The sequence below is a fragment of the Actinomadura sp. BRA 177 genome, from assembly GCF_013372625.1.
Lineage (GTDB): Bacteria > Actinomycetota > Actinomycetes > Streptosporangiales > Streptosporangiaceae > Spirillospora.
Genome location: NZ_JABXFD010000339.1, coordinates 1 through 24,498 on the forward strand (window position 1 = coordinate 1; position 24,498 = coordinate 24,498).

The 24,498-nt window shown below is 70.2% G+C and carries 26 protein-coding genes; 16 read left to right on the forward strand and 10 right to left on the reverse strand.

Features of this window, described 5'->3' with window-relative positions; genetic code table 11:
* Nucleotides 1–79: 79 nt before the first annotated feature.
* Together HUX53_RS17890 and HUX53_RS17895 are read right to left on the reverse strand one after the other, a co-directional pair.
* A complete protein-coding gene (locus HUX53_RS17890; RefSeq protein ID WP_176404347.1) occupies nucleotides 80–631 on the reverse strand; it encodes a carboxymuconolactone decarboxylase family protein in 552 nt (183 codons plus the stop codon).
* Nucleotides 628–1,509, reverse strand: coding sequence for an SDR family NAD(P)-dependent oxidoreductase (locus HUX53_RS17895; protein WP_176404348.1), 882 nt, complete (start codon nucleotides 1,507–1,509; stop codon nucleotides 628–630). The genes HUX53_RS17890 and HUX53_RS17895 overlap by 4 nt, the downstream gene beginning before the upstream one ends.
* A gap of 61 nt (nucleotides 1,510–1,570) precedes the next feature.
* On the opposite strand from HUX53_RS17895, the gene nth reads away from it, so the two are divergent.
* The 3 genes from nth (at nucleotide 1,571) to HUX53_RS17910 (ending at nucleotide 4,382) form a co-directional block, all read left to right on the forward strand.
* The gene (gene nth, locus HUX53_RS17900; protein ID WP_176404349.1) at nucleotides 1,571–2,308 is read left to right on the forward strand and encodes an endonuclease III; all 738 of its coding nucleotides are present in this window, start codon (nucleotides 1,571–1,573) and stop codon (nucleotides 2,306–2,308) included.
* A 106-nt stretch (nucleotides 2,309–2,414) separates the two neighbouring features.
* Nucleotides 2,415–2,996, forward strand: coding sequence for a CoA pyrophosphatase (locus HUX53_RS17905; RefSeq protein WP_255205374.1), 582 nt, complete (start codon nucleotides 2,415–2,417; stop codon nucleotides 2,994–2,996).
* A gap of 189 nt (nucleotides 2,997–3,185) precedes the next feature.
* Nucleotides 3,186–4,382: a MarP family serine protease gene (locus HUX53_RS17910; protein ID WP_176404351.1), complete on the forward strand. Its 1,197-nt coding sequence runs from the start codon at nucleotides 3,186–3,188 to the stop codon at nucleotides 4,380–4,382.
* Here HUX53_RS17910 and HUX53_RS17915 read toward each other — a convergent pair.
* The 5 genes from HUX53_RS17915 to acs all read right to left on the reverse strand — a co-directional run bounded on the left by HUX53_RS17915 (nucleotide 4,379) and on the right by acs (nucleotide 8,484).
* Nucleotides 4,379–4,732 carry a DUF309 domain-containing protein gene (locus HUX53_RS17915; RefSeq protein WP_255205375.1) on the reverse strand — a complete coding sequence of 118 codons (354 nt, stop codon included), beginning with the start codon at nucleotides 4,730–4,732 and terminating at the stop codon, nucleotides 4,379–4,381. The genes HUX53_RS17910 and HUX53_RS17915 overlap by 4 nt on opposite strands.
* Nucleotides 4,733–4,850: 118 nt before the next feature.
* Complete coding sequence (locus tag HUX53_RS17920) at nucleotides 4,851–5,774, reverse strand: alpha/beta fold hydrolase (protein ID WP_176404353.1); 924 nt, start codon at nucleotides 5,772–5,774, stop codon at nucleotides 4,851–4,853.
* A gap of 8 nt (nucleotides 5,775–5,782) precedes the next feature.
* Nucleotides 5,783–6,217, reverse strand: coding sequence for a phage holin family protein (locus tag HUX53_RS17925; protein WP_176404354.1), 435 nt, complete (start codon nucleotides 6,215–6,217; stop codon nucleotides 5,783–5,785).
* A complete protein-coding gene (locus HUX53_RS17930) occupies nucleotides 6,115–6,444 on the reverse strand; it encodes a Na+/H+ antiporter NhaA (RefSeq protein WP_176404355.1) in 330 nt (109 codons plus the stop codon). Before HUX53_RS17930 ends, HUX53_RS17925 begins: the two co-directional genes overlap by 103 nt.
* Nucleotides 6,445–6,516: 72 nt before the next feature.
* Entirely contained in the window at nucleotides 6,517–8,484 is a 1,968-nt protein-coding gene (gene acs, locus HUX53_RS17935) for an acetate--CoA ligase (protein WP_176404356.1), read from the reverse strand.
* 244 nt (nucleotides 8,485–8,728) lie between these two features.
* Between acs and HUX53_RS17940 the strand changes: the two genes are divergently transcribed.
* The 11 genes from HUX53_RS17940 (at nucleotide 8,729) to HUX53_RS17990 (ending at nucleotide 19,645) form a co-directional block, all read left to right on the forward strand.
* Nucleotides 8,729–9,490, forward strand: coding sequence for an oxidoreductase (locus HUX53_RS17940; protein WP_176404357.1), 762 nt, complete (start codon nucleotides 8,729–8,731; stop codon nucleotides 9,488–9,490).
* Between the two features lie 31 nt (nucleotides 9,491–9,521).
* Nucleotides 9,522–10,139, forward strand: a complete 618-nt coding sequence (locus HUX53_RS17945) for a pentapeptide repeat-containing protein (RefSeq protein WP_176404358.1) — start codon at nucleotides 9,522–9,524, stop codon at nucleotides 10,137–10,139.
* Between the two features lie 892 nt (nucleotides 10,140–11,031).
* Entirely contained in the window at nucleotides 11,032–12,108 is a 1,077-nt protein-coding gene (gene ssd / locus HUX53_RS17950) for a septum site-determining protein Ssd (RefSeq protein WP_176404359.1), read from the forward strand.
* Nucleotides 12,109–12,340: 232 nt separating this feature from the next.
* Complete coding sequence (locus HUX53_RS17955) at nucleotides 12,341–13,492, forward strand: TadA family conjugal transfer-associated ATPase (protein ID WP_176404360.1); 1,152 nt, start codon at nucleotides 12,341–12,343, stop codon at nucleotides 13,490–13,492.
* A complete protein-coding gene (locus HUX53_RS17960) occupies nucleotides 13,489–14,184 on the forward strand; it encodes a type II secretion system F family protein (RefSeq protein WP_309237297.1) in 696 nt (231 codons plus the stop codon). Before HUX53_RS17955 ends, HUX53_RS17960 begins: the two co-directional genes overlap by 4 nt.
* 688 nt (nucleotides 14,185–14,872) lie before the next feature.
* Nucleotides 14,873–15,388: a type II secretion system F family protein gene (locus tag HUX53_RS41265; RefSeq protein WP_309237298.1), complete on the forward strand. Its 516-nt coding sequence runs from the start codon at nucleotides 14,873–14,875 to the stop codon at nucleotides 15,386–15,388.
* Nucleotides 15,389–15,476: 88 nt separating this feature from the next.
* On the forward strand, nucleotides 15,477–15,671 hold the full coding sequence (locus HUX53_RS17970; RefSeq protein ID WP_217919576.1) for a DUF4244 domain-containing protein: 195 nt from the start codon (nucleotides 15,477–15,479) through the stop codon (nucleotides 15,669–15,671).
* A gap of 11 nt (nucleotides 15,672–15,682) precedes the next feature.
* Nucleotides 15,683–16,084 carry a TadE family type IV pilus minor pilin gene (locus HUX53_RS17975; protein WP_255205376.1) on the forward strand — a complete coding sequence of 134 codons (402 nt, stop codon included), beginning with the start codon at nucleotides 15,683–15,685 and terminating at the stop codon, nucleotides 16,082–16,084.
* 479 nt (nucleotides 16,085–16,563) lie between these two features.
* The gene (locus tag HUX53_RS42270) at nucleotides 16,564–16,962 is read left to right on the forward strand and encodes an Rv3654c family TadE-like protein (RefSeq protein WP_309237299.1); all 399 of its coding nucleotides are present in this window, start codon (nucleotides 16,564–16,566) and stop codon (nucleotides 16,960–16,962) included.
* A gap of 191 nt (nucleotides 16,963–17,153) precedes the next feature.
* Nucleotides 17,154–18,410 (forward strand): hypothetical protein, encoded by a 1,257-nt coding sequence (locus HUX53_RS17985; protein WP_176404363.1) that lies wholly within the window; start codon nucleotides 17,154–17,156, stop codon nucleotides 18,408–18,410.
* Between the two features lie 863 nt (nucleotides 18,411–19,273).
* The gene (locus tag HUX53_RS17990) at nucleotides 19,274–19,645 is read left to right on the forward strand and encodes a hypothetical protein (protein WP_176404364.1); all 372 of its coding nucleotides are present in this window, start codon (nucleotides 19,274–19,276) and stop codon (nucleotides 19,643–19,645) included.
* 179 nt (nucleotides 19,646–19,824) lie between these two features.
* Here HUX53_RS17990 and HUX53_RS17995 read toward each other — a convergent pair whose 3' ends face one another.
* The 3 genes from HUX53_RS17995 to HUX53_RS18005 all read right to left on the reverse strand — a co-directional run bounded on the left by HUX53_RS17995 (nucleotide 19,825) and on the right by HUX53_RS18005 (nucleotide 23,466).
* Nucleotides 19,825–20,418 carry an IS630 family transposase gene (locus HUX53_RS17995; RefSeq protein WP_255205380.1) on the reverse strand — a complete coding sequence of 198 codons (594 nt, stop codon included), beginning with the start codon at nucleotides 20,416–20,418 and terminating at the stop codon, nucleotides 19,825–19,827.
* Nucleotides 20,322–20,918 (reverse strand): winged helix-turn-helix domain-containing protein, encoded by a 597-nt coding sequence (locus HUX53_RS41270; RefSeq protein ID WP_176404365.1) that lies wholly within the window; start codon nucleotides 20,916–20,918, stop codon nucleotides 20,322–20,324. The genes HUX53_RS17995 and HUX53_RS41270 overlap by 97 nt, the downstream gene beginning before the upstream one ends.
* Nucleotides 20,919–21,153: 235 nt before the next feature.
* Complete coding sequence (locus tag HUX53_RS18005) at nucleotides 21,154–23,466, reverse strand: DEAD/DEAH box helicase (protein ID WP_176404366.1); 2,313 nt, start codon at nucleotides 23,464–23,466, stop codon at nucleotides 21,154–21,156.
* A gap of 249 nt (nucleotides 23,467–23,715) precedes the next feature.
* Between HUX53_RS18005 and HUX53_RS18010 the strand changes: the two genes are divergently transcribed.
* Both HUX53_RS18010 and HUX53_RS18015 read left to right on the forward strand, forming a co-directional pair.
* Complete coding sequence (locus HUX53_RS18010; protein ID WP_067628471.1) at nucleotides 23,716–24,069, forward strand: STAS domain-containing protein; 354 nt, start codon at nucleotides 23,716–23,718, stop codon at nucleotides 24,067–24,069.
* A gap of 16 nt (nucleotides 24,070–24,085) precedes the next feature.
* Nucleotides 24,086–24,498, forward strand: a 413-nt coding sequence (locus tag HUX53_RS18015; RefSeq protein WP_176404367.1) for an ATP-binding protein, incomplete at its 3' end; no start/stop codon positions are given.

The window sequence follows — 24,498 nt, forward strand, 5'->3', positions numbered from 1 at the left end:
CGAGTGTGTGATTTGTCTGTTCGTCGGCAGCGTCAGTTGTGTATAGGAGCCAGGGGGGCGACCTCCTGGGACGGTCGTCTCAGCGGGCTCCAGGGTGGGGGTGGTCGGGTTGGATGCGGAGGGTGGTGATCACGGTGGCGAGCATTTCGTAGTGGCCCACCAGGACGGTCAGTTCGACGCACTCGCCGTCGGTGAGGTGGGTGCGGAGGCGTTTCCAGGTCTCGTCGTCCAGGTCCTGGTCGGCGTGGAGCCGGTCGGTCGCGGCGAGGATCGCCTGCTCGCGCGGCGTCCAGCCGTCGGCGGACGGTCCCTCCTGAACGCGCGAGATGTCCTGCTTCCGGACGCCTGAGCGCCCCGCGATGCGCACGTGGTGGTCGAACTCGTAGCGGCAGGAGCGCAGGTGCGCGATGCGGAGGATCACCAGTTCGGTCTCGCGGCGCGGCAGGGTGCCGCCGGGCATGAGCCGTCCCGCGAACCACAGCCAGCCGCGGAACAGGCCGCGGCGGCGCGCCAGCGTCAGGAACAGGTTGGGCGGGCCGGTTCCGGTCGCCCGGCCGGCGACGCGGCAGGCGAGCCAGTTCACCACGCCGACGTCGCGGATGCCGCCGGGCCTGACGCGGGGTGCCGTCACCGGTGGGAGTCCGGTTGCGGCGTGGTCAGTTCGACCTGCTCCTTCCGGGCGATTTCGAGGATCTGGCGCAGCCCGCGCTGGACGGTGCGGTCGACGACGGGTTGCGCGAACATCCGGACCGGCAGGACGCCTCCGACCCACCAGGGAGCGACGACGCGCTTCGAACGGCGCGCGATTCCCTGTTCCAGTGCGTCGATTCCCACCTTCAGCGGCGTGACCGCCGAAATGAGGCTGCTCGCACGTCCCGAGTTGGTCATGGCGGATGCCGCCTCAGTGTCGAACCCGCGCCGCGTCATGTCGGTGTCGAGTTCGGCGAAGTAGGCGACGCCTGCCTTCGCACCCCACGGCCTTAGCTCGGCCCTAAGCGTGTTGCCCATCGCCTCTACCGCGGCCTTCGACGCGCTGTAGGCACCCAACAAAGGCGCATGGACGGCCGCAGCGAGGGACGCCACGGCCAACGCGTAACCACGTTCATGGCTGATGCGCGGCCCGGCCGCTCGAAGCGTGTTGTAAACGCCCAGCACGTTCACACGGAGGCTCTGCTCCAGGACGGACGGGTCGCCTCCGATGATGGGCATCTGCGCGGCCACACCCGCGTTGGCCACGACCACGTCCAGCCCGCCGAGTTCCTGGACGGCGAGGTTCGCGACCTCCTCGACCCTGCCGCGGTCGGTCACGTCGCACGTCCACCAGGGCGCGGACCCGCACTCGGCGGCGACGGCGGTGAGCAGGTCGGGTTCCAGGCCGGCGAGCGCGACGCGGGCGCCGCGCTCGTGCAGCCGGACGGCCAGCGCCGCGCCGATGCCCCGCGCCGCGCCCGTGATCAGCACGCGCCGTCCCGCGAGGGTCGCCGTCCACCGGGAGGAGTCAAGGATCATGGGCTGACTCTAACATAAAAGAACATGCTTGTCTTTTTAGGGAAGCCTCTACCCTGGCGGGATGGCGACCAAATCGGCCCCGGCGTCCGGGCGCGGGCGCGAGCCCGAGTCCCGGCTGGCGCTCGTCCGGCGGGCGCGCAAGATGACCCGGATCCTGGCCGAGACCTACCCGGACGCGCACTGCGAGCTGAACTTCGGCACCCCGTTCCAGCTCCTCGTCGCGACCGTCCTGTCGGCGCAGACCACCGACATGCGGGTGAACCTGACGACGCCGGCGCTGTTCGCCAAGTACCCCACGCCCGAGGACTTGGCCGCCGCCGACCCCGAGGACGTCGAGGCGATCCTGAAACCCACCGGATTCTTCCGCGCGAAGACCAAATCGGTCATGGGGCTGTCCGCGGCACTGCGCGACCAGTTCGACGGAGAGGTCCCAGGGAAGCTGGAAGACCTCGTCAAGCTGCCCGGTGTCGGACGTAAGACGGCCAATGTCGTCCTAGGGAACGCGTTCGACGTCCCCGGAATCACCGTCGACACCCACTTCGGCCGCCTCGCACGGCGTTTCGCATGGACGACCGAAGACGACCCCGTCAAGGTCGAACAAGAGATCGGCGAACTCATCCCGCGCAAGGACTGGACGATGTTGTCGCACAGGCTCATCTGGCACGGCCGCCGGATCTGCCATGCCCGTCGTCCGGCGTGTGGGGCGTGCCCGCTCGCACGGCTGTGCCCGTCCTTCGGTGAAGGGCCGACCGATGAGGAGACCGCGCGCAAGCTCGTCAAGCCGGGCCCGTTCTCATGACGGGAAGGAACGCGAGCGTTCCGCGGTTGGGACGAATGTGACCGAGACCGCCCCCAGCTGGCTTGACCGTTTTCGCGAGGAAAGCTCCAGAATTCCGGTGCCGCCGATGTTCCGGCCCGCGCCGGGCGCCCGCGCCGCCGCCGTCCTGATCCTGTTCGGCGAAGGCCCGGACGGCCCGGACGTCCTGCTCACCGAGCGCGCCGCCACGCTGAAGAAGCACGCCGGGCAGCCCGCGTTCCCCGGCGGCCGCATCGACCCGGAGGACGACGGCCCGGTCGCGGCGGCGCTGCGCGAGGCGTGGGAGGAGGCCGGCGTCGAACCGGCCGGCGTGGACGTCCTCTGCACGTTGCCCGAGCTGTACCTGTCGCACAGCGAGCACCGGGTCACGCCCGTCGCCGGCTGGTGGCGGGAGCCGTCGGACATCGCGCCCGGCCACCCGGGGGAGGTCGCGACGGTCGCGCGCGTCCCGCTGGACGAGCTGGTCGACCCGGGGAACCGGGTGATGGTCCGGCACCCGTCCGGGATCAGGATGGGGCCGGCGTTCCGCGTCCGCGACATGCTCGTGTGGGGGTTCACGGCCGCGCTGCTCACCCAGGTCCTGGACGCGGGGGGCTGGAACCGGCCGTGGGACATGTCTCAGATCGAGGACCTGCCGCGCGAGGTGCTGGACCTCGCCGCCCGGGGCTGAGAATCTCGTAAATTGCGATCAAACTGGTACGTTCCATCGCGCCGGGCATGATCCGCAGGTCAACGCCCCCTTCTCGGAGGGTATCGCCCTGGTCACGGGCGCGTGTCACCCCTGACGGCTATCCTGCGCATCGCGATCTGGTACATCGAGGGGACGTGAACCGGCGGCCGGGCACAGTACGGTGAAGCGGTGCTGCACGACCACGTTCTCGATCTCATCCTGCTCGTGCTCGTCGTGCTGTTCGGAGTCTCGGGCTATCGGCAGGGCTTCATCGTGAGCCTGCTGAGCTTCGTGGGCTTCGTCGGCGGCGGCGTCGTCGGGGTGCTGATCGCGCCGCCGATCGCCGAGGCGGCGGTGGACGGCGCCGCGCAGCAGGCGCTGCTCGCCATCGTGATCGCGTTCCTCGCCGCCACCCTCGGGCAGCTGATCGCCTCGTCCCTCGGCGCCGTGCTGCGCAACCGGGTGACCGGCCTGAACGCCCGCACCGCGGACGCGGTCGGCGGCACGTTCGTCAGCGCGATGTCGCTGCTGATCGTCGCCTGGTTCTTCGGGAGCCTGGTCGCCAACTCCGAGTTCAAGCCCGTCCGGACGCAGGTCAAGGGCTCCTCGATCATCAACGGCATCAACGACGTGATGCCGCAGCAGGCGCAGACCTGGTTCACCTCGTTCCAGGGCTTCGTGAAGAGCAGCGAGTTCCCGCAGGTCTTCAACGGACTCGGCGGCGAGTCGGTGGTGCAGGTGCCGCCGCCGGACGAGTCCGTGCTGAGCACCCGCGGCCTGAAGGCCGCCAAGAACAGCATCGTGAAGGTGGTCAGCACGGCGCCGCAGTGCCAGCGCCGCATAGAGGGCACCGGTTTCGTGTTCGCGCCGCAGCACATCATGACGAACGCGCACGTCGTCGCCGGCGCGCGCGGGTACTCCAAGGTGTCGACGATCAACGGCGACAGCAACCGGGGACGGGTCGTCCTGTACGACCCCAAGCGGGACGTCGCCGTGCTGTACGTGCCGGGGTTGCGGGCGCCGGCGCTGGAGTTCGCCGAGGAGGCCCGCGTCCGCGACGACGCGATCATCGCCGGGTTCCCGAAGAACCAGCCGTTCACGGCGGGCGCGGCCCGGATCCGCGCCCGGCAGACGGCCCGCGGCCCGGACATCTACCACTCCGGGCAGGTCAGCCGCGAGATCTACGCCATCCGCGGCAAGGTCGAGCCGGGCAACTCGGGCGGGCCGCTGCTGTCCACGGACGGACGCGTGTACGGCGTCATCTTCGCGGCGGCGCTCGACACGGCGTCCACGGGCTACGCGCTCACCGCCGGTGAGGTCGCGCCCGACGCGCGTGTGGGCGCGAAGGCCACCAACCCGGTGTCCACGCAGAGTTGCTCTGACTAGAGCTTGAGCCGGAGGGTCACGGGACCGTTCTCGGGGCTTGCGGCCAGGTCTCGTGCCCGCTGAACGACTCCCCGCACGTCGATGTTGTACGGAGCGTTGGTTTCGTACGGGACGAGACGTTGCGCTGCGCGGCTGAGAAGCGCCTCAGCGCCGCGTGCGTTTCCTCGCCGGAGATGGGTTATCCCTACGGCGACCTGTGCCAGGCCACGCCACAGCTCTCGTTCGGGCTCCGGGGCGGCTTTCCACACCGCTTCCAGTACCTCGTGGGCATGGAACGGACGGTCGGCGTCCAGCAGTTGTTGTGCCTCTACCAAAGCCTCACCGGGCGGCATGTCGATGTCGTCCGGCATGGTGGGGATGCCGGTGGCGCCGTGGGGCAGCGGACGTCCGTAAGCGTCCCGTGGGCGTGCGTTGCGTGGGCGTCCAGACTCGTCCCGATCGCGCATGGCTCCACCGTACGCCCGGGGTTCAGCGTTCGGGCTCCGGGTCGGCGAGCCAGCCGAGGAGCTGCGCGTCGAACGCGCGAGGACGCTCCTGATGGGGGAAATGGCCTGCGCCTTCGATGAGCTTCCAGCGGTAAGGGGCCGACACGTAGCGGCCTGAGCCTTGGGCACTCGCCGGAAGGGTGCACGTGTCGAGCGCACCGTGCAGCTGGAGTGTGGGTGCCTGGATGGGTACGCGCATACGGTGCGCGTAGCGGATACCGTCCGGACGGGCCTGCGACCGGATCAACCAGCGGTGGTACTCAAGCGCGCTGTGGGCCGCCCCAGGGATCTGTACTGCCTTGCGCACCAGTTGCTCTGTGCGCTCGTCCGGCCAGCCTGGCCCGGACCAGTCGTGCAGGAGCTTGCCCACCAATGCCGCGTTGTCGCGGACGAGTCGCCGTTCAGGCCACACCGGCACCTGGAAACCGAACGTGTGCCGCGTCGCCCACCCCTGCCCGCGCGGGTCGCCGGCGATGGCCTGCCGCAGCCGCAGCGGATGCGGTGCGCTCACCACCGCCAGCCGCTGGACGATCTTCGGGTGGTAGACGGCGGTCGTCCAGGCGAGCAGCCCGCCCCAGTCGTGCCCGACGACGATCGCGTTCGCCTCGCCCAGCGCGCGGACCAGCCCGGCGGCGTCCCCGGCCAGCGTGACCAGGTCGTAGCCGCGCGGCGGCTTGTCGCTGCCGCCGTATCCGCGCAGGTCGACGGCCGCCGCCCGGAAGCCGGCCGCGGGCAGCGACACCAGCTGGTTGTGCCACGACCACCAGAACTCGGGGAAGCCGTGCAGCAGCAGGACGAGCGGCCCCTCGCCGGCCTCGGCGACATGGAACCGCGTCCCCCCGGCGCTGACCTGCCGGTGGGTCCACGGCCCGTCGACCTCGATCAGCGACGCGTCGTGCCCGGACATGGCGTCGGTCAGACCGTCAGCTCGGGCTTGCCGTCGCCGTCGCCGCGGCGCCGCAGCGCGGTGAAGTCGTCCTTCAGCGTCTTGCGGGTCCGCTTCGCGCCCTCGATCCGCTTGAGGATCCGCTTGGCCAGCCACATCAGCAGGACGGCGAGCAGCGCGTAGAAGACCGCGACGACCAGGAACGCGAGCCAGGGCCAGAGGCCCAGTTCGGCGAGGCCCAGCGCGAGCGAGATCGACAGCAGGATGACGATGAGCCCGCCCATCACCGCGGCGATGGTGAGCATCACGCTGCTGAGCGCGGCCTTCTTGGCATCGGACTTGAGCTCCATCTTGGCCAGGGTCATCTCCGCCCTGACCAGGTCGGAGATGTTGCCGGACGCCAGTGCGACCAACTCGCCGACGGACTTGTCCTCCACGCGCTCGCCCGGTAGTGCCTCGGACATATCGCTTTACTCCTTAGTCCGGGCGCGCGCACACGCACCCTTCTCCGGAAGACGACGGCCGCGGCCGCCGAGGCGAGAACGCTCGCGATCAGGACCGCAGTCGTCACTCTCTCGAATTGTGACGGGTCGGTATAGGCCAAACCGCCGATCAGCAGCGAAACGGTGAAACCCACCCCGGCGAGGCCCAACGCGCCGCCGAAGACTCCCAAGAACTTACCGATGACCACACGGCGCCCAGTCGCACGGGTACGGGAACGGCCCGCGTCCCTGGGGGCGCGGGCCGTTCGGGTGGGTCAGGCTCAGTCGTCGGACTTGGCGGAGGGGAGTTTCTCCGAGATCAGGTCCATGACCGTGCTGTCGGCGAGCGTCGTGACGTCACCGATGCTGCGGTTCTCCGCGACGTCGCGGAGCAGCCGGCGCATGATCTTGCCGGAGCGGGTCTTCGGCAGCTCCGGGACCATCATGATCTGCCGGGGCTTGGCGATCGGGCCGAGCGCCTTGGAGACGTGGTCGCGCAGCTCCTTGGCGAAGTCCGGTCCCTCCACCTCGTCGCCGGCGCTGCCGCGCGGGATGACGAACGCGACGATGGCCTGCCCGGTCACCGGGTCCGTCGCGCCGACGACCGCCGACTCGGCGACCTTCGGGTGCGACACCAGCGCCGACTCCACCTCCGTCGTGGAGATGTTGTGGCCGGACACGAGCATGACGTCGTCCACGCGGCCGAGCAGCCACATGTCGCCGTCCTCGTCCCGCTTGGCGCCGTCACCGGCGAAGTACAGGCCCTCGAAGCGCGACCAGTACGTCTTGATGTACCGCTCGTCGTCGCCCCAGATCGTGCGGAGCATGCCCGGCCAGGGCTCCCTGACCACCATGAATCCGCCGCCGCCGTTCGGCACCGACTGGCCCTGGTCGTCCACGACGTCCGCGGCGATACCGGGCATCGGACGCATCGCCGCGCCCGGCTTGGCGGCCGTGACACCGGGCAGCGGGCTGATCATGATGGCGCCGGTCTCCGTCTGCCACCACGTGTCGACCACCGGCGTGCGGTCGCCGCCGATGGTCTTGCGGTACCAGATGTAGGCCTCCGGGTTGATCGGCTCACCGACCGACCCGAGGACGCGCAGGGACGACAGGTCGTACTGCGCCGGGATGTCGTCGCCCCACTTCATGAACGTGCGGATCGCCGTGGGCGCGGTGTAGAAGATGGACACCTTGTACTTCTGGATGATGTCCCACCAGCGTCCCTTGTTGGGCGTGTCCGGGGTGCCCTCGTAGATGACGCTGGTCGACCCGTTGGCGAGCGGTCCGTACACGATGTAGGAGTGTCCGGTCACCCAGCCGATGTCGGCCGAGCACCAGTAGACGTCCGTTTCGGGCTTCAGGTCGAACACGGCCCAGTGCGTGTACGCGCACTGGGTCAGGTAGCCGCCGGTGGTGTGCAGGATGCCCTTCGGCTTACCCGTCGTCCCCGACGTGTACAGGATGTAGAGCGGGTGCTCCGAGTCCATGGGCTCGGCCGTGTGCTCCTCGCCCTGCCGGTCGACGACGTCGTGCCACCAGAGGTCGCGGTCGTGCTCGGCGACCTCCTCGCCGGTGCGGCGCACCACGAGGACGTGCTCGATCGTCGGCGTTTGCGCGACGGCCTCGTCCACGATCCCCTTGAGGTCGGACGGCTTGCCGCGCCGGAACCCGCCGTCCGCGGTGATGACGAGCTTGGCCTGCGCGTCGTCGATGCGGGTCCGGAGGGCCTCGGACGAGAAGCCGCCGAACACCACCGAATGGGTCGCGCCGATGCGCGCGCACGCGAGCATCGAGATCGGCAGCTCCGGAATCATCGGCAGGTAGATCGCGACCCGGTCGCCCTTGCGGACGCCCAGTTCGAGGAGGGCGTTCGCGGCCTTGTTCACCTCGCGCTGGAGGTCGGCGTAGGTGAGCGTACGGGTGTCGCCGGGCTCGCCCTCCCAGTGGAACGCGACCTTGGCTCCGCGTCCGGCCTCGACGTGCCGGTCCACGCAGTTGTAGGCGACGTTCAGTTCACCGCCCACGTACCACTTGGCGAACGGCGGGTTGCTCCAGTCGAGGACATCGTCCCAGCGCTTGGTCCAGGCGAGCCGGTCCGCCTGCTCCGCCCAGAAGCCGAGGCTGTCCTCGGCGGCCTGCTCGTAGGCGTCGGCCGTGACGTTGGCGGAGGCGGCGAGATCGGCGGGCGGGGCGAAGCGGCGCGTCTCCTGCAGAAGGTTCGACAGTGTCTCTTGGCTCTGGCTCAACGCGAACTCCTTGCTAGGTGATGCGGGGTCGCCCGGTATCCCCACTCCACCAGGAAGGTCCCGGTCTCCACAAGGCCGGAATCCCTGATGTGGAAGACGAACTCGACCGGCCTCCACGATCCGGATGGTGTTGTGATCCCCGACACAACTTGCCTTCCCAGGTCTGCTATCCGGGAACCGCCTCCGTTCTACGCCTCTGCGGGGCGTTTCGCGAGTGCATGTGCGGACCGCATAGGGTCGGGCCGTGAGCGATGCCCTAGCTGATGTTGCGAAACTGCCCGGCGTGGCCGGCGCCGTCGATGACGCGCGTAAGGCCGTTGACCGGCTGCTCGGCCATCGCATCCTGCGCCGGCGCAGCGCCGAGGTGTCCACGGAGTCCGCGCTGCGCGGTGCCCGTGCGTCGGCCGTCCTGGACGGTGCGTCGGTCACGCTAAACGAACTGCGCACCACCGACAACCCGTCCGACCCCGTCGTGCAGGGCTCGCTGCGTGTGTCGGCCGAACTGGGGCCGTTGACGGAGACGTGGCGGAACGCGCCCCGGCAGGCCCTCGCCCGGCTCCATGTTCTCGCTGCGGCGGACGCGGTCGACAGTGCCGAACTTGGACGTCCGCGCACAGCCGGTGGGTCGCCCTCGCCGTCGGAGGTGGCGGCGCGCCTGGACGCGCTCAGCGGGGTGCTCACTTCCCCGACGAAAGCGCCGGCGCTGGTGGTCGCGGCCGTCGTGCACGGCGAACTGCTGACGCTGCGTCCGTTCGGGTGGGGGGACGGGCTGGTCGCCCGTGCCGCTCAGCGCCTCACCTTGGTGTCCCGTGGGCTCGACCCCAAGTCGCTGGTCGCGCCCGAGGTCGGGCACCTGGAACTGGAGGACGAGTACAGCTCGGCCTTGCGGGACTACGCGTCAGGCACGCCCGAGGGTGTCGCGCGGTGGATCGTTCACTGCTCGTCCGCCATCGCCGCCGCCGCACGGGATTCGCAGGCGATCTGCGAAGCGTTCATGCGGGGCTGATCCTGTCGGTGGGTGGCGCCATGCTGGACGTATGGCCGAACGCATGCACGGACGTCCTGCACCGCCCACCGAGACCACGATCTCGTCGGCGAACTGGGATTCGCGTGACCTGACGGGCGAGAACCACGAGAACGTTCTGTTCGTGGACGTCGACATGACCGAGGCCACTGGTGTCGGTGCCGTCTTCACTGAGTGCACGTTCCGCGGGGTGCGGTTCAACGCGTCCACCCATACCGATGCCGCGTTCCTCAACTGCACGTTCGTCCGATGTGGTTTCTTCGACGCCACGTTCACGGGGTGCAAGCTCGTGGGGAGCATGTTCGACGCCTGTACGTACGACCTGTTGAAGGTGAAGGGCGGCGACTGGTCGTTCACCGGCCTCCCAGGAGCCGACCTGCGGCGCGCGTCCTTCATGGACGTGCGCATGCGCGAGGCCGACCTCACGGGCGCGCGCTGCGCGGGAGCGGAGATCCGCCGGGTCGACCTGTCGGGCGCGTACCTTCACCGGGCGGTCTTCTCCGGCTGTGATCTGCGCGGCAGTGACATCTCGTCAATGGACCCGTCCGCCACCGAGCTGAAGCGCGCGGTGATCGACCCGTATCAGGCGGTCGTCCTGGCGACGGCCCTGGGCCTTGACGTCCGCGAGTAGGAACTCCCCCACACGAAGCGAACGGCGCCCCGCTCGGGGACGCCGTCGCCAGTCACGTCACACCGGGTTACCAAGCGTGCACCTCAAATCCGTCGGATCGGGTCAAGCCCGTCTCGACGCGCCTCCCGCGGCTGGTCGCGCGTGGGTGCCCGGCTGCCGTGCTCGGACACTTGGTCCGTAGGACCTGTCTACGCCTCATTCGCCCTGTTGACAAGCCCCTCTTCGGAAAGCCCGGACCGTTGTCGCGGGTGGCGCCGGACGGGACGCCGGGGCCCGCTGAGGCGGGCGGGGGATATTCCGGGCTATCCGTAACTCCCATCAGGGTCGCAGAATTGATCACTCACCGTGATCGTTTCTTTTTGGCGGCCGATCAGTCGTGCGCCCGGAAGGATCTTTAGTTCTGCTGTACGCTCCCACTTCCGTCCTCGTGCGCGAGGACGGGACGCCCTGCCGTGGAGGGGATGGCGCCGCCCTGGCGCCGCCGCGGGCGCGCCGTCCCGGCCGGATGAGAAAATCGTCATCCGCCGGCCGAGTTTGCACCTCAACGGAACTCTCGACGGTCGGGCAGCATATGTTGTATCTGCCTAGACTGGAGAACGTGAGTTCACCTCTCTCCCATAGGGCGGACTTACGCACGGCATAGCCTGAACTCCCGCTGAGACTTTCCTGGGAAACGGACCGGCTCTACCCCCCCGGAGCCGGACCGTCAGGCGACCCCCGCTCCCCCCCGGCGGGGGTCGCCCAGTCGTCGGGCGGACGGGCGGTGGCGGTTCCTTCCGCGCCACCGCCCGTCCGCTCGCTCTGGCGAAGTTATCCACAGTTGGCGGAACCTCTTCGGCCGCTCCGCCCGGCCGCGCAAGGTGGATGTCTCCGAACGTCGAAGGAGCATCCGATGAACCTCGCGGCACTGATCGTCACGGGAGATCCCGCCCTCGCCGACGGCCTGCTCCGGCTCGCGGCCGCCGCCGACGCCCACGCCGAAGTCGCCTACGGGCCCGACGAGGCCAGACCCGCCTGGACGTGGCCCGCCCTCATCCTCGTGGGCGCCGACATGGCCACCGAGGTGGCGTCCGCCGGCCTGCAACGCCGCCCCGGCGTCGTCCTGGTCACCTCGGACGGCGCCACCTCCGAGGCGTACCGCCTCGCGGTGGAGGCCGGCGCACAGGACGTCGCCGCACTGCCCGACCACGAGGACTGGCTGATCAACGCGTTCGCCGCGGCCTGCGAACCCGAGGGCGGCTGGGCCACCACCCTCTGCGTCGTCGGCTCCCGCGGCGGCGCCGGCGCCAGCGTCCTCGCCACCGCCCTCGGCCTGGCCGCCGCAGGCCAGGGCCTGCGCACCCTCCTCGTCGACGCCGACCCGTTCGGCGGCGGCATCGACCTCATGCTCGGCCTGGAGGAGCACGAGGGCGTCCGCTGGCACGATCTCGCCGAACGCCGCGGCCGCCTGAACACCGCCGCGCTCCGCGACACCCTGCCCCGCTCGGGCGACCTGTCCGTCCTGTCCTGGCGCCGCGGCGAGCCCGTCCCCGTCTCCGACGAGGCCGTCCGCGCCCTCCTCGACGCCGCCGCCCGCGGCTTCGACCTGGTCATCGCGGACGTCCCCCGCTACCCGGGCGACGTCGGCCGCGCCGTGCTGCGCTCCGCCGACGTCACCTTCCTGCTCGTCCCCGCCGAGGTCCGTGCCACCGTCGCCGCCGACGGCCTGGCCACCGCCCTCCGCCGCGACACCGCCGACCTCCGCCTGGTCATCCAGGGCCCGGCCCCCGGCGGCCTCACCCCGGACGCGGTCGCCCAAGCCCTCGACCTCCCGTCCGCCGGGACCTTCGACCGCGACCGCCGCCTCCCCACCGCCATGGACGAGGGCGACCTCCCCCGAGCCTGCCGCCGCGGCCCCCTAACGGACTTCTGCACCAAAACCCTGGCCGACCTGGCCCTCCAGCCCTACGCCTACCGAGAAGCAGCCTGACCCGGCGACCAGAGACGTGGCGGAGCGGCGCCGTTCGCAGCGCGTCGGATTCCGGGGGTGAGGGCCGTTCCCCGGAAGCGCGTCGCAGTCTGAGCGGCGCTGCTCGGAGCGCGTCGGATGCCCGGGGATGAGGGGCGTTCTCCGGAAGCGGGTCGCGCGTCGCGCGTCGCAGGAAGCAAAGCCCGTGGTGCGGGCCGAGCGGTGTTCTTCCACAGACGAGACAGGAGGCGATATGGCGAGGTTGTCCGATGCGGTGCGGGATCGGCTGGCCGGCAGTGGCGGGGAGGCGACGACCGGCCGGGTCGCCGCGGCGCTGCGTGCGGAGGAACGGTTGCTCGGCGACCGTGAGGTGCTGGCGCTGGCGGACGAGTTATGCGCCGAGTTCGTCGGGGCAGGTCCGCTGGAGCCGCTGCTTCGCTCGCCCGATGTCACCGACGTCCTGGTGAACGGTCCGGATGAGGTCTGGGCGGACACGGGTTCCGGCCTCGTCCGCACCCCGGTGCGCTTCACCGACGAGGCGACGCTGCGGCGCCTGGCCCAGCGCCTCACCGCCGCAGCCGGGCGGCGGCTCGACGACGCGGCCCCGTACGCCGACGCCCGGCTGCCCGGCGGCGTACGGCTCCACGCCGTCCTCCCGCCGGTGGCCGCGGGCGGCACCTGCCTGTCCCTGCGGCTGCCCCGGCGCCGCGCCTTCACACTGGACGAGCTGGTCACGGCGCGGACCGTCCCACCCGAAGGCGCCGAACTCCTCGCCGCGCTCATCGAATCCCGTGCCGCCTTCCTGATCACCGGCGGCACCGGGACGGGCAAGACCACGCTTTTGAGCGGTTTGCTCTCGTTGGCGAACCCGGCGGAACGGCTGCTCCTCGTCGAGGACTCCGCCGAGCTGAAACCGGCCCATCCGCACGTGGTGCGGCTGGAGGCCCGTCCTCCCAACATGGAGGGCGCTGGCGGCGTGACTCTGAACGACCTCGTCCGCCAGGCACTCCGCATGCGCCCCGACCGCCTCGTGGTGGGTGAAGTAAGGGGCCCAGAGGTCGTGGTCTTGCTTCAGGCACTCAACACGGGCCACGAAGGAGGCTGCGGCACGCTGCACGCCAACACGGCCGCGGACGTCCCGGCGCGGCTCGAAGCGCTGGCGTGCGCCGCCGGCCTGAGCCGGGAGGCCGTCCACAGCCAGATGGCGGCCGCGCTGGACATCGTCGTCCATCTGGTCCGCGACCCGGGCGGAGGCCGTCGCCGCGTGGCCGAGATCTGCCTCCTGCGCCGGGCGTCGGACGGGCTGGTCGGCGTCGTTCCCGCGGTCTCCTTCACCGCGTCCGGCGAAGTCGTCCCAGCCCACGGCGCCGACGCTCTCCACACTCGCCTGCGAGGAATCCGGTGATCACCGTGTTGGCCGTCCTCTGCTCGGCCACCGCCGTCTGGATGCTGCTGACCCCTGCCCCCGCCCTCCGCCGCCTGGACCGCCTCGTGGCCGCTCCTCCGGGAGACCCACTGCGCGTCCTGAAAGCCAAAGTCGAAGCCCTACGAGAGCGCAGGACCAGGCAACACCGCTGGCGGACGTCCGTCATCGAGCTCTGCGACGCCATGGCCGCCGAACTGTCCGCCGGCCGGACCCCCGACGAGGCGTTCACGGCGGCCGCCACCGTCCTGGACCCGCATGTATCCCGGGAACTCCTCCGCGTCCCTCGCCCGCCGCCCGACCATCTGGACGAGCTCGCGGCCCGGCCGGGAGCCGAAGGGCTACGCCTCCTGGCGGCCTGCTGGCGCATCGGCGCGGAACGCGGCGGCACCCTCGCCACCGTCCTGGACGGCCTGGCGGGCGCCCTCCGCGATGAAGAGGCGCAGCGTCAGGACGTGTCCGTCCAACTGGCCGGCCCTCGCGCCACGGCCCGCCTGCTCGCATTCCTCCCGCTCCTCGGCCTGGCCATGGCCGCGGCCCTGGGCGCCCACCCGATCCCGTTCCTCTGCGGCACCCTCCCCGGCCTGGCATGCCTGATCACGGGCACAACCCTCAACCTGCTAGGCCTCCACTGGACCCGCCGCCTGGCCAAATCCGCCGAAACATCCCACTAACCCGTCCATCCAAAACACACAAGGCCATCAGCCCCCCAGCTCCAGGTTCGAGCCACAGGCACCGCGCCCATCACCGAGCCTGGCCGTGACGCCAGGCGCAGTGCGCCGGCTGCGCGGGGCTATTGGGATGGCGCGACCCGGTGCGGTGTGCTGGGCGAAAGCAATACCCAGCTGACCAGCCACGACACGGAAGTCCGCGTGTGCGTGGACTCGGGGACGTCCCAAATGGCTCCTGCGTTTCGGTATGTCGCGCCTGAGAAGCCCCCGCGGCTGGGGGCTTCAACCCAATTGGACCAACTGGGGGCGGCGTGCTGATGGGCGAACCGCCGAGTGCGGAGGGACGGTCGGGTGTGGGCTACGAGAGGTAGGTGACGTGATGACTGTGTTGGCGGTTGTGCTCTGTGCGGCAGTGTCGGGGTTCCTTCTGCCTCGGCGGACGAACAGGGCGGCGAAGCGACTGGCGGGGCAGTTTCGGGGGCCTCCGCCGAGACATGCGGCGCCAAGCAGTCGGGCCCTGTGGCGCCGAGGCCACGATGGAGCGACTTCCCCCGGGCAGGGAGGCGACGAGGATAGGGACCGCCCACAGGACGGCCGGCGGCGTGACGTCCTTCTTCGGCGTGTGGCCGCCGGGGCGGCGGGAGTGCTGTGCCTGGTGACGCTGGGCGGTCTGACAGGTGGCGTTGTCGGAGTGTTCGCCGCGGTGGCCGTCTGGTTCTCGTTCGGCCGTATTGGAAGCGCGCAGCGCCGGCGCAGGCGGTCGCGGCTCATCGCGGACCTGCCCGTCGCAGTGGATCTCCTCGCGGCCTGCCTGCGCGGTGGTGCTCCCTGGCAGGACGCGGTCGCCGCGGTCGCGGATGCGGTGGGAGGGCCGCTCGGGGACGAGCTACGGGCCGTCTCCGTCCAGATCCGGCTGGGCGCCGACCCGACCGAGGCCTGGCTCGCGTTAACAAAGGAGCCGATGCTCGCGCCGCTCGCGCGGACGGCCGTTCGCGCGGCGTCCACGGGCGCCGCCCTGGCGCCCACCCTCAGCCGCCTCGCGCGCGACCAGCGCCGCGTGGCGCGGACGGAGGCCGCCGCCAGGGCCCGTGCGGCGGGCATCCGAGCGCTGGCTCCGCTCGGGCTGTGCTTCCTGCCCGCCTTCGTGCTGCTCGGCGTCGTCCCGGCCATCGCGGGGATCGCCGCAACGATCCTCCTGCCCTGGTGAGCCGAGGTTATCCACAGAAGCGCGTTCGGTCACGGCGTGGAGCCTCCGCACTGCAGCCTTGACGAGAACCACGAGCGAAAGGAGCCCCATGCGGGCGATGAAGATGGTGGTGCGGCGATGGGCGAGGATGTGCGGGGACCGGGGGATGTCCACCGCCGAATACGCGGTCGGCACCATCGCCGCGGCGGCCTTCGCCGGCCTGCTGTTCAAGATCGTGACGAGCTCGCAGGTGAAGTCCCTGCTCTTACAGATCATCGAGAAGGCCCTCAAGCTCGCGGGCTGAGGGACCGCGGAATGGCCACGGCGGAGATCGCCGTGGCACTCCCCGCCCTCGTACTGATCACAGCCGTCGCACTGTGGGGCCTGTCGGCCGTGTCCGTGCAGCTCACCTGCACGGACGCCGCCCGGACGGGCGCCCGCGCGGCGGCGCGCGGCGAGTCCCTCACCGCGGTTCGCGAACTCGTGGCGAGGGCCGTCCCGAAGGGAGCGAAGGTGCAGGTCCGCCGCGACGAGGCCACAGTGCACGTGGACGTCTCCGCCCCTGTCGCACCTCCCGCGGCGGTCGGCCTTCCACCCTTGACCGTCCACGCCCACGTCGCCGCCGCGACAGAACCCGGCGTCCACCTCGACCTCGATGATCCGCCTGACCGTCAGCGAGGAGGTGACAATCCGACCCTTAGCGCCGGCGACTGGTGAGCTCGCCTGCCTGTCAGCGCGGAGACGAGCCTGTGGGTCTTGGCGCTGGTGATCGGTGCGTTTGTGGCTCGGTCGGGTGAGTGTCTGAGCGCCTTGGGGCCGGTACTGGTGAGCTTGTCTGGATGTCAGCGACGAGGTGAGGACTCAGGCATTCCGTCCGGTTAGGCGGTGCAGAGAGCCGGCTTGCGGCATGGGTGGTTCTGGCGGTTTCGGGCGGCCCCACCTAGGCGCGGCTTGGAGTGGCCCCACCGTCAGCGGTGGCATGCCTGCGGCGATCTGATTTGGGCCCACGTGACCAGTTCTTTCTTGTCGCTGATTGCCTGAATCGGGGCCGCATCCAGCCGCCACTGGATCTTCAGGGAGGGCCAGATGAGGTCGCTCCAGGGGAGCCAGTTGAAACCGCCGCAATCAGCATGGGAGCGGCTCGGCGTCCGGATGGGTGAATCGGAGGTGGTGTTGTGCAGGGGTGGTGGCGGTTGGTGGCCAGGCCGTGGTCATACGGGACGGATCGGGGGGCGGGGGCGATCTGGGTGGTGGCGTTCGCGGCGGTCGTGTGGGTGACCGGTGTGGCGGCGATCGCGGTGGGAGGAGTGCGGGGAGCGCGGCATCGGGGCGATGCGGCGGCGGACATGGCGGCGTTGGCGGCGGCGGCGCGGGTCGCGGAAGGCAGCGGATCCGCGTGCGGGCGGGCCGAGGACATCGCGGCTGAGTCCGGTGCCTGGTTGTCGCGGTGCCGGGTGAACGGAGAAGTCGTCGACGTCTCGGTGACCGTCCGTCTCAAGGTGCCGATGGGGATCGGACGCCTGCGAGTCGTTTCTCGGGCCAGGGCTGGCCCTGTGGGACGAGACGGCGTACCCTGGCGCGACACGGCTCGTTGAACTGAATGTCAATAGGGTGGGAGGGGGCACAGGCGATGTGCACACGTTCCTCATTGTCATCGTCCTGTGACTTCTGTTACCCAGTGGTACGTTACGCTGCTGTAAGCCCATAGTTACCACCGGACGCGTGTGCCCCCCGCGAGGCTCAGGGCGGGATGAGACGAGCAGGACGCTGTCGAAGGGATTGAGGCGTGACCATCATTCGCAGGATCGGTGCGGTCGCGCTCGCGGCGCCCCTTGCGATGAGCTTCCCGGTGCTCGGCGCCCTGCCCGCACAGGCCGCCACGACGAGTGTCATCACCCCGGCGAACGGGGCGGTCATCACCAGCGGGTCCCAGCTGACGGCCAAGGCTCACTTCGACTTCGCGATCACCATGCAGTTGCGGGTGGAAGGCCCTGGGATCGGTGACACGTTCCTGGCGGAGCGGGGTTTCTCGGGCGACATGTCCGGGACCTTCCCGATCACCCGGAACGGTCGCTACAAGGTCTTCCTGAAGGGCAAGCAGACCGGGCACATCTACGACTCCAACACCTTCACCGTACGGATCGCGCCGGCCGCCCCGACCGGGGTGTCCGCGGACGTGTCCGGCCGCAAGCTCGTCGTGAAGTGGAACCGCGGCCTTGAGGACGACCTCACCGGCTACGCGCTCGCGGGCTCCGGCGTGAAATCCAAGTCGGGCTCGCTCGGCTCCCTCTGCCAGGGGACGAGCTGCGCCGCCACCCTTTCGCTGACCCGGTCGAGCGGCGCCGTGTCCGTGGGCGTCCGCGCGAAGCGCTCCACCGGGACCGGCGGGTCGCTGTACTCGGGCACCTCCTCCGCGACCGCGACGGTGGGCGGCGGATCCGGGTCGCTTCCCGGCGGCAGTGCTCCGTCCCTCCCCTCGAACTCGAGCGTGCCGAGCGCCAGTACGCCGCTGACGCCGTTCAACAACGAGTCGCCGGTCACGCTCCCGTCCGTCCAGCCGGACGGCGCGACGCCCGGCTTCACCTACCCGGCGCCGCAGATCGCCACCGATTCGCCGAAGGCCCAGAACATTGCGGCCACCGACCGCCTCCAGTGGGGCAAGAGCGTGGGCATCGCGCTGATCCTGCTGATCGTCGCCGCCCACCTCGGAACGTGGACGCGCCGCCTGCGCGTCGCCCAGGCGGGTACGAGCAGCAGCGGCATGGCGGCCCGGCTCGCACGTGGCGGCACTGGCCGCAAGCGGGTCAGCAAGGCGCGCGAGCAGATCGCACGCGCCGAGGCGATCGCGAAGACGGCTCCGGTCCTGGCGGCCGGTACCAAGCCGGCGAAGTCCCGCAACACGCCGGATGGAAGCCGTTCCGCCGCAAAGGCCAAGCCCGGCCGCCGTCCCGCGACTCTCGGCAAGGGTGCGAGCGGCGTGAACGTCCGCATCGCCGATTCCAGCCAGGCCAAGAAGCCCAAGCGCAGCCACCGCCGCAAGTAACCGTCCCGAACGGCTCCAGGCGCGGCCCTTGCCCCGCGCACATCCCAGACGGGTGTGGGATGCGTTGCTCCTCCTAGCAGGACGCCGAACTCGTTCACCGTGAGCCAGGCGGCGCACAGCGCCTGGTCCTCTCGGCGCGGGCTGCGCCGGGGAGGAGCCGAGCCAGGCGGGCTTCAGCGCGTGCCGTCGGCGGAAGATCTGCCGACCGGCCGGTTCGTCGCTCAGCAGCAGCCGGCACAGGTGGGCCAGCACTAGCGCCCGCTAGTCGAGCACAACCTGGCGACGCGCACCGTGTATGGCTTCCCATCTGACCGCGGCTGCTCAGCGCGGGCACCTGCTCCGCCCTGGGCGACCCAATGTTCCTGCTCATCGCTCCTGCGAGCCCGGGGCCTGGTAAGCGCGGTGTGCACGACCCGGTGGGTGCTGGTGCTGCTCAGGTGGGCGGGTACTCCGGAGGAACGTCCCTACTGCGCGGTGTGCGCGGCCCCGTGGGTGTCGGTGGTGGTCAAGGTGGGCGGGTGGTGCTGGATGGACGTCCCTGCTGCGTGGTGTGCATGGTCGGCTGGTGCTGCGGTGCGGGGGCGGCGGGTTTGGGGGTTGTCTGGGGCTTGTCTGGTGAATCGGCGCTATCGGGGATCGGTGGTGCTGGCCTTGTGTACGGGAGTGGTGGAGGGTGCGTTGGTCTGGTGTGCGGGAGGCGTTGCTGGTGGGTGAGGGTGTGATCAGGAGGGCTGGCGGGGCGGTTTGGGCAGGGTCTAGGCTGCCTTGCCAGGTCGGATCGCCCGGATCGTCCGGCAATGCGTCACTGTCGTCCGAGACCTCGGCCCTGTCCCCGTTGGGCCTGATGGAGAGGAGACCTCCGCATGATCTTCCTGGGGCTGATCGTCGCGCTCGCCGCCGTGGTGGTGGGTGTCGCCGTGGTGCTGGACAACTCGGGAAATGCCCAGATGTCCGTGTTCGGCGACGAGATTCCAGGGATCACGCAGCAGTGGCACGTCTTCATGGCCGGCGCCGTCGTGGCGATCGTGTTCATGGCCGGCGTGACGGTCGCGACGCTGGGCTTCAGGCGCGCGATGAACATGCGTCGTGAACTGCGGGACCTGCGGGACGAGCACGAGGAATCCCTGCAGACGCTCGAGTTGGAGCGGCGGAAGCTGCAGCAGGCGCTCGCCCAGGCCCGACGCGGAATGGACGACCAGCCCTCGGTACCCGCCCAACGCGTCGCACCGAACTGACAGCGTCTCTTATGACTGGGTCGGTTCGGCGCATTGACTGCTGGATCGGTCGCTGCCCGCGCGTGCGTCGCACCGAGGCCACCCCACCCAGGCGCTATCGGCTCAGCGCGACGCAAACACCAGCCAGAGGGCAACCGCAGTCAGCGCTGGACGAGCACCAAGCGGCCTACTAACCAGGGTCAATTAGTGTTGGCGGGTGTGGTGGTGAGGGTGAGGCCGGTGGTGGTCAAGCAGCCGTCGATCACGTCGGGGTGGTGCTGGATCACTTTGAGGCGGTGCTTGATCATGCCGGTGAGGTGGTCCAGGTCGGTGGCCAGGAAGTTGGCCATGGAGCGTTTCAGCAGGGACCACACGCTCTCGGCGGGGTTGAGGTCGGGGGCGTAGGCGGGCAGGTAGAACACCTGCAGCCAGTCGGCGTGGGCGTCGATGAACGCGCGCATCGCGGCCGAGTGGTGGATGTTCAGGTTGTCCCAGACCAGCACGATCTTCCCGCCGGGTAACTGCTGGTGGGCGCCCTGCAGCATGCTCTTGTACTCGTTCAGGGTGAAGGCGGCACGTTCGCCTTTGCGGCGACGGTAGTGGTGCAGCCGGTAGATCAGCCGGGGCCGGTGCCCGGGCCGGTAGCAGACCATCCCGGCGACCGAGACCCGCCCGCCGTGGTCACCGCCGTGCACCCTCACCCGCGGCCGGTGTCCCCGCCGCGACCAGGAGCGTCCGCGCGGCGGCCTGAGCCCTTGACCTGTCTCGTCGTGGAAGCAGATCCAGGCGCCCAGGTCGCCCGCGGTGCTTCCACCTGCGGCCACACCTGCTCTTTCCACACCTCGACGGCCTGGTCGTCGCGCTCGATCGCACGGCGCCCCGGGACCTGCACCGACCAGCCGTTGCGGCGCAGCAGCAGCGACACCCCCGGCAGGGTGTACTCGACCCCGAACAGACTCTTGATCAGCGCCGCGATCCGCCCCAGCGTCCACCGCTGGTCATCGGCATACCCGTGCGCGGCCGGCCCGCGGTTCAACTCGGCCTCCAACCGCGCGAACGCCGCCCGGTCCAGCCGCGCCCGCCGATGCGGGCCCTTGGACCGCAACGCCTCCGGCCCGCCCTGGCGCCAGGCCTGCCGCCACTTCTCCACCTGCCGCAGCCCCACCCGCAACTGCGCGGCGATCCACGCGTTGGGCCGCCCATCTGCGAACCACTGCGCGGCCTGCATCCTCACCCGCTCCCGCCGTTCACGGCCCGCGTCGGTCATCCCGCCGCCCTGGGGGTATCTGGCCATACCACCGGCATACGCCCACACCACCGGCCCGTCCACTCACCAAACCGCCATGACCCATTAACCCTGGTTAGCGAATGAACCGCATCGGTGGTTGACCTGACCTCGCCGGTCGCGGGCCGCACCAGTGCCAGGACGAACGCCCTGCGCGCGGCGGACGGCGCGGGGTTAGTTCTCGATGTCCTTGTCTGGGCGCTGGCCACCGGTCGCGTGTTGTGCTGTCTGCGTTGACTCCGTGTCAGTGGGGTGGGGCTTGGGCTAGTAGGGCGGCTAGGAGGGTTAGGGCGCCTTGCTTGTCCAGGGGGTCGTTGCCGTTGCCGCACTTGGGGGACTGGATGCAGGACGGGCAGCCTGCGTCGCACTCGCAGGAGGCGATGGCGTCGCGTGTTGCGTGCAGCCAGGACGAGGCGTCCGCGTAGCCGCGTTCGGCGAATCCGGCGCCGCCCTCATGCCCGTCGTACACGAAGACGGTGAGGAGGCCCGTGTCGGGATGGACTGCTGTGGATACGCCCCCGATGTCCCAGCGGTCGCATGTGGCGAATAGGGGAAGCAGGCCGATCGAGGCGTGTTCGGCGGCGTGGGCGGCGCCCGCTAGGTCGAGGTCGTCCAAAGAGGAGATCTGCGACTCGGAGAGCGTCCACCATACGGCGCGGGTGCGGAGGGTGCGGGGCGGTAGGTCCAGGGGTTTCTCGCCGAGCATCTCGCCTGTTTGCAGGCGGCGCATCTGGTAGGCGACCACTTGGCGGGTGACTTCGACGGTTCCGTAGCAGAGTGTGGCCTCGCCCCAGGAGATCGAGCGGAGTCGTTCGACGATGCTGATGTCGGTCACATCGCGTGCGGTCGTCGAGTAGTCGGGGTCGGCCGCTTCTACGAGCGCTACGGAATCGTCCAGGTCGAGTGTCTGAACGATGTAGGACTCGCCCTGGTGGATGTAGACGGCGCCCTCGTGGACGGTCGTGTGCGCCGATGCCTCGTCTACGGTGCCGAGGAGGCGTCCCGTCGACATTTCCACTACTTGGACGGGGGCGCCGCCCGCTCCGCGGATGTCGGCCAGGTCGGCGGCCTTGTCGCGGCGCGTCCAGTACCAGCCCGCGGGACGCCGGCGGAGGAGGCCGCGGCGGACGAGGTCGGGCAGCAGGTCGGCGGTCGCCGGGCCGAACAGCGGGAGGTCGTCCTCGGTGAGCGGCATCTCGGACGCGGCGGCGCAAAGGTGCGGTTCCAGGACGTAGGGGTTGTCGGGGTCGAGAACCGTCGCCTCGACCGGTGTACCGAAGATCGCCTCGGGGTGGTGGACGAGGAAGGTGTCGAGCGGATCGTCCCGGGCGACGAGGACGGCAAGGGCTGATTGTCCGGAACGTCCGGCACGTCCCGCCTGCTGCCAGAGGGAGGCGCGGGTGCCCGGCCAGCCGCAGACGAGGACGGCGTCCAGCCCGGAGACGTCAACGCCGAGTTCCAGGGCGTTCGTGCTCGCCAACCCGACGATGGAACGAGAGCGAAGGGCCGCTTCGAGTGCACGCCTTTCTTCGGGCAGATATCCCGCGCGGTAGGCGGCGACTTGGTCGGCCAAGGCCGGAGTGACCTCGTGCAGCGCGCGCTTGGCGCTGAGTGCCACCGACTCTGCCCCGCGCCTAGAACGGACGAACGCGAGCGTCTGAACGCCTTCGACAACGAGGTCGGCCAGAAGGTCACCTGCCTCGGCCGTGGCGGTACGGCGAACCGGGGCGCCGCGCTCGCCGCGCAGTTCTGTCAGGGGTGGTTCCCAGAGCGCGAACGTCGCGGGGCCGCGTGGTGAGGCGTCGTCGTCGACGGCGACAACGTCCAGCCCAGTGAGGCGGGACGCGGCAGAGGCGGGTGAGGACGTCGTCGCCGACGCCAGAATGAACGTCGGGGACGCGTGATACCGCTTGCACAAGCGGCGCAGGCGACGCAGGACCTGCGCGACGTGGGACCCGAACACCCCCCGGTATCCATGGGCCTCGTCGATGATCACGTACCGGAGGCGGCGCAGGAAAGAGGACCAGCGTGCATGCCCCGGCAGCATCGACCGATGCAGCATGTCCGGATTAGTCAGCACATAGTTCGCGTGCTGCCGGACCCACGTCCGCTCGTCCTGCGGCGTGTCACCGTCGTAGGTCGCCGCCCGCACCCGGGTGAGGTGCAGGGAGCGGAGCGCGCGGAGCTGGTCGGCGGCCAGCGCCTTGGTCGGCGACAGGTAGAGGATCGTCCCCTCCTGGCGAGGATTCTCCTCCCCGGCATAGATCGCCTCGATGCAGGGGAGCAGGTAGGCGAGGGACTTGCCGGACGCGGTGCCTGTGGCGATGATCACAGACCGTCCCGCACGGGCGTGTTCGGCGGCGGCGGCCTGGTGCTCCCAGGGCGCCTCGATGCCCGCCGCCGCGAGCCGCTCGACGAGCAGCGGGGGCGACCAGGCCGGCCACCCGGCACGGCGGCCCTGACGTGCGGGAACGCGTTCCACATGGGTGATGCGGTCGCGTCGCGACGGGTCGGCGAGGAGCCGGTCGAGGGGAGTTGAAGATCTTTGGACGCCCATCAGGTTTTCAGTTTGCCAGCCTGGGCAAAACTACGGGAACGCCCCGGCGCCGGAGTGCCCGTCCCCCCTGCCCTGGCCGTAGATCAGCAGGTCAGACGGGATGGCGCGAACTTTCGCCCGAGTGGGCGATTACGTGCGTGCACGACGCCGGAGCGTGGTTGAATCACGGCTAAGTCTCGATGGGCCGGGTTACCGTTCGGCGGCCCGGGCATCGGGATCGGATAGTGCTGCACGGCGCGTGGAGGATCTGTGGACCTGAAGGTGAACGACTACACCACCGACGATGGCCTCACCGTCATCAACGTGGAGGGCGAGATCGACGTCTACACGGCGCCGAAGCTTCGCGAGAAGCTCATCGACCTGGTCAACAAGGGCAAGTTCCACCTGCTCGTGGACATGGAGAAGGTGGAGTTCCTCGACTCCACCGGCCTCGGCGTCCTCGTCGGCGGGCTCAAGCGGGTCCGCGCCCACGACGGCTCGCTGGAACTGGTGTGCACCCAGGAGCGCATCCTCAAGATCTTCCGGATCACGGGGCTGACCAAGGTCTTCGGCATCCACGACTCGATCGCCGATGCCGAGGCGAAGCGCAAGGACGCCAAGTAGGCGGCCTGTAGCTGAGATGTCGACCGTTGAACTGTCCTTCAGCGCGCTGCCCGTCCACGTACGGACCGCCCGCCTGATCGTGACCGCCGTGGCCCGCCGCAGTGGCGTCGCCGAGCCGCTGCTGGACGAGGTCAGGCTCGCGGTCGGCGAGGCGTGCTCGCGGGCCGTGGAGGCGCATCGCCGGCACTGCCCGGACGAGCCCGTCCGCCTCGAGCTCAGCGGCGCCGACCGCCGCTTCGAGGTGACCGTCAGCGACACCGTCCCCGGCGACGACACGCCGGGCGACCTCCAGACGGCCGTGGACGCGGACGAGTTCGAGTACGGCGGCTGGGGCGAGGGCACCGCGGAACTCGGGCTGGCGGGGATGGCCGGGATCGACGACGACGTGGAGACTGGCCACTCAACACATTCCCCAGGCCACGCAACGGA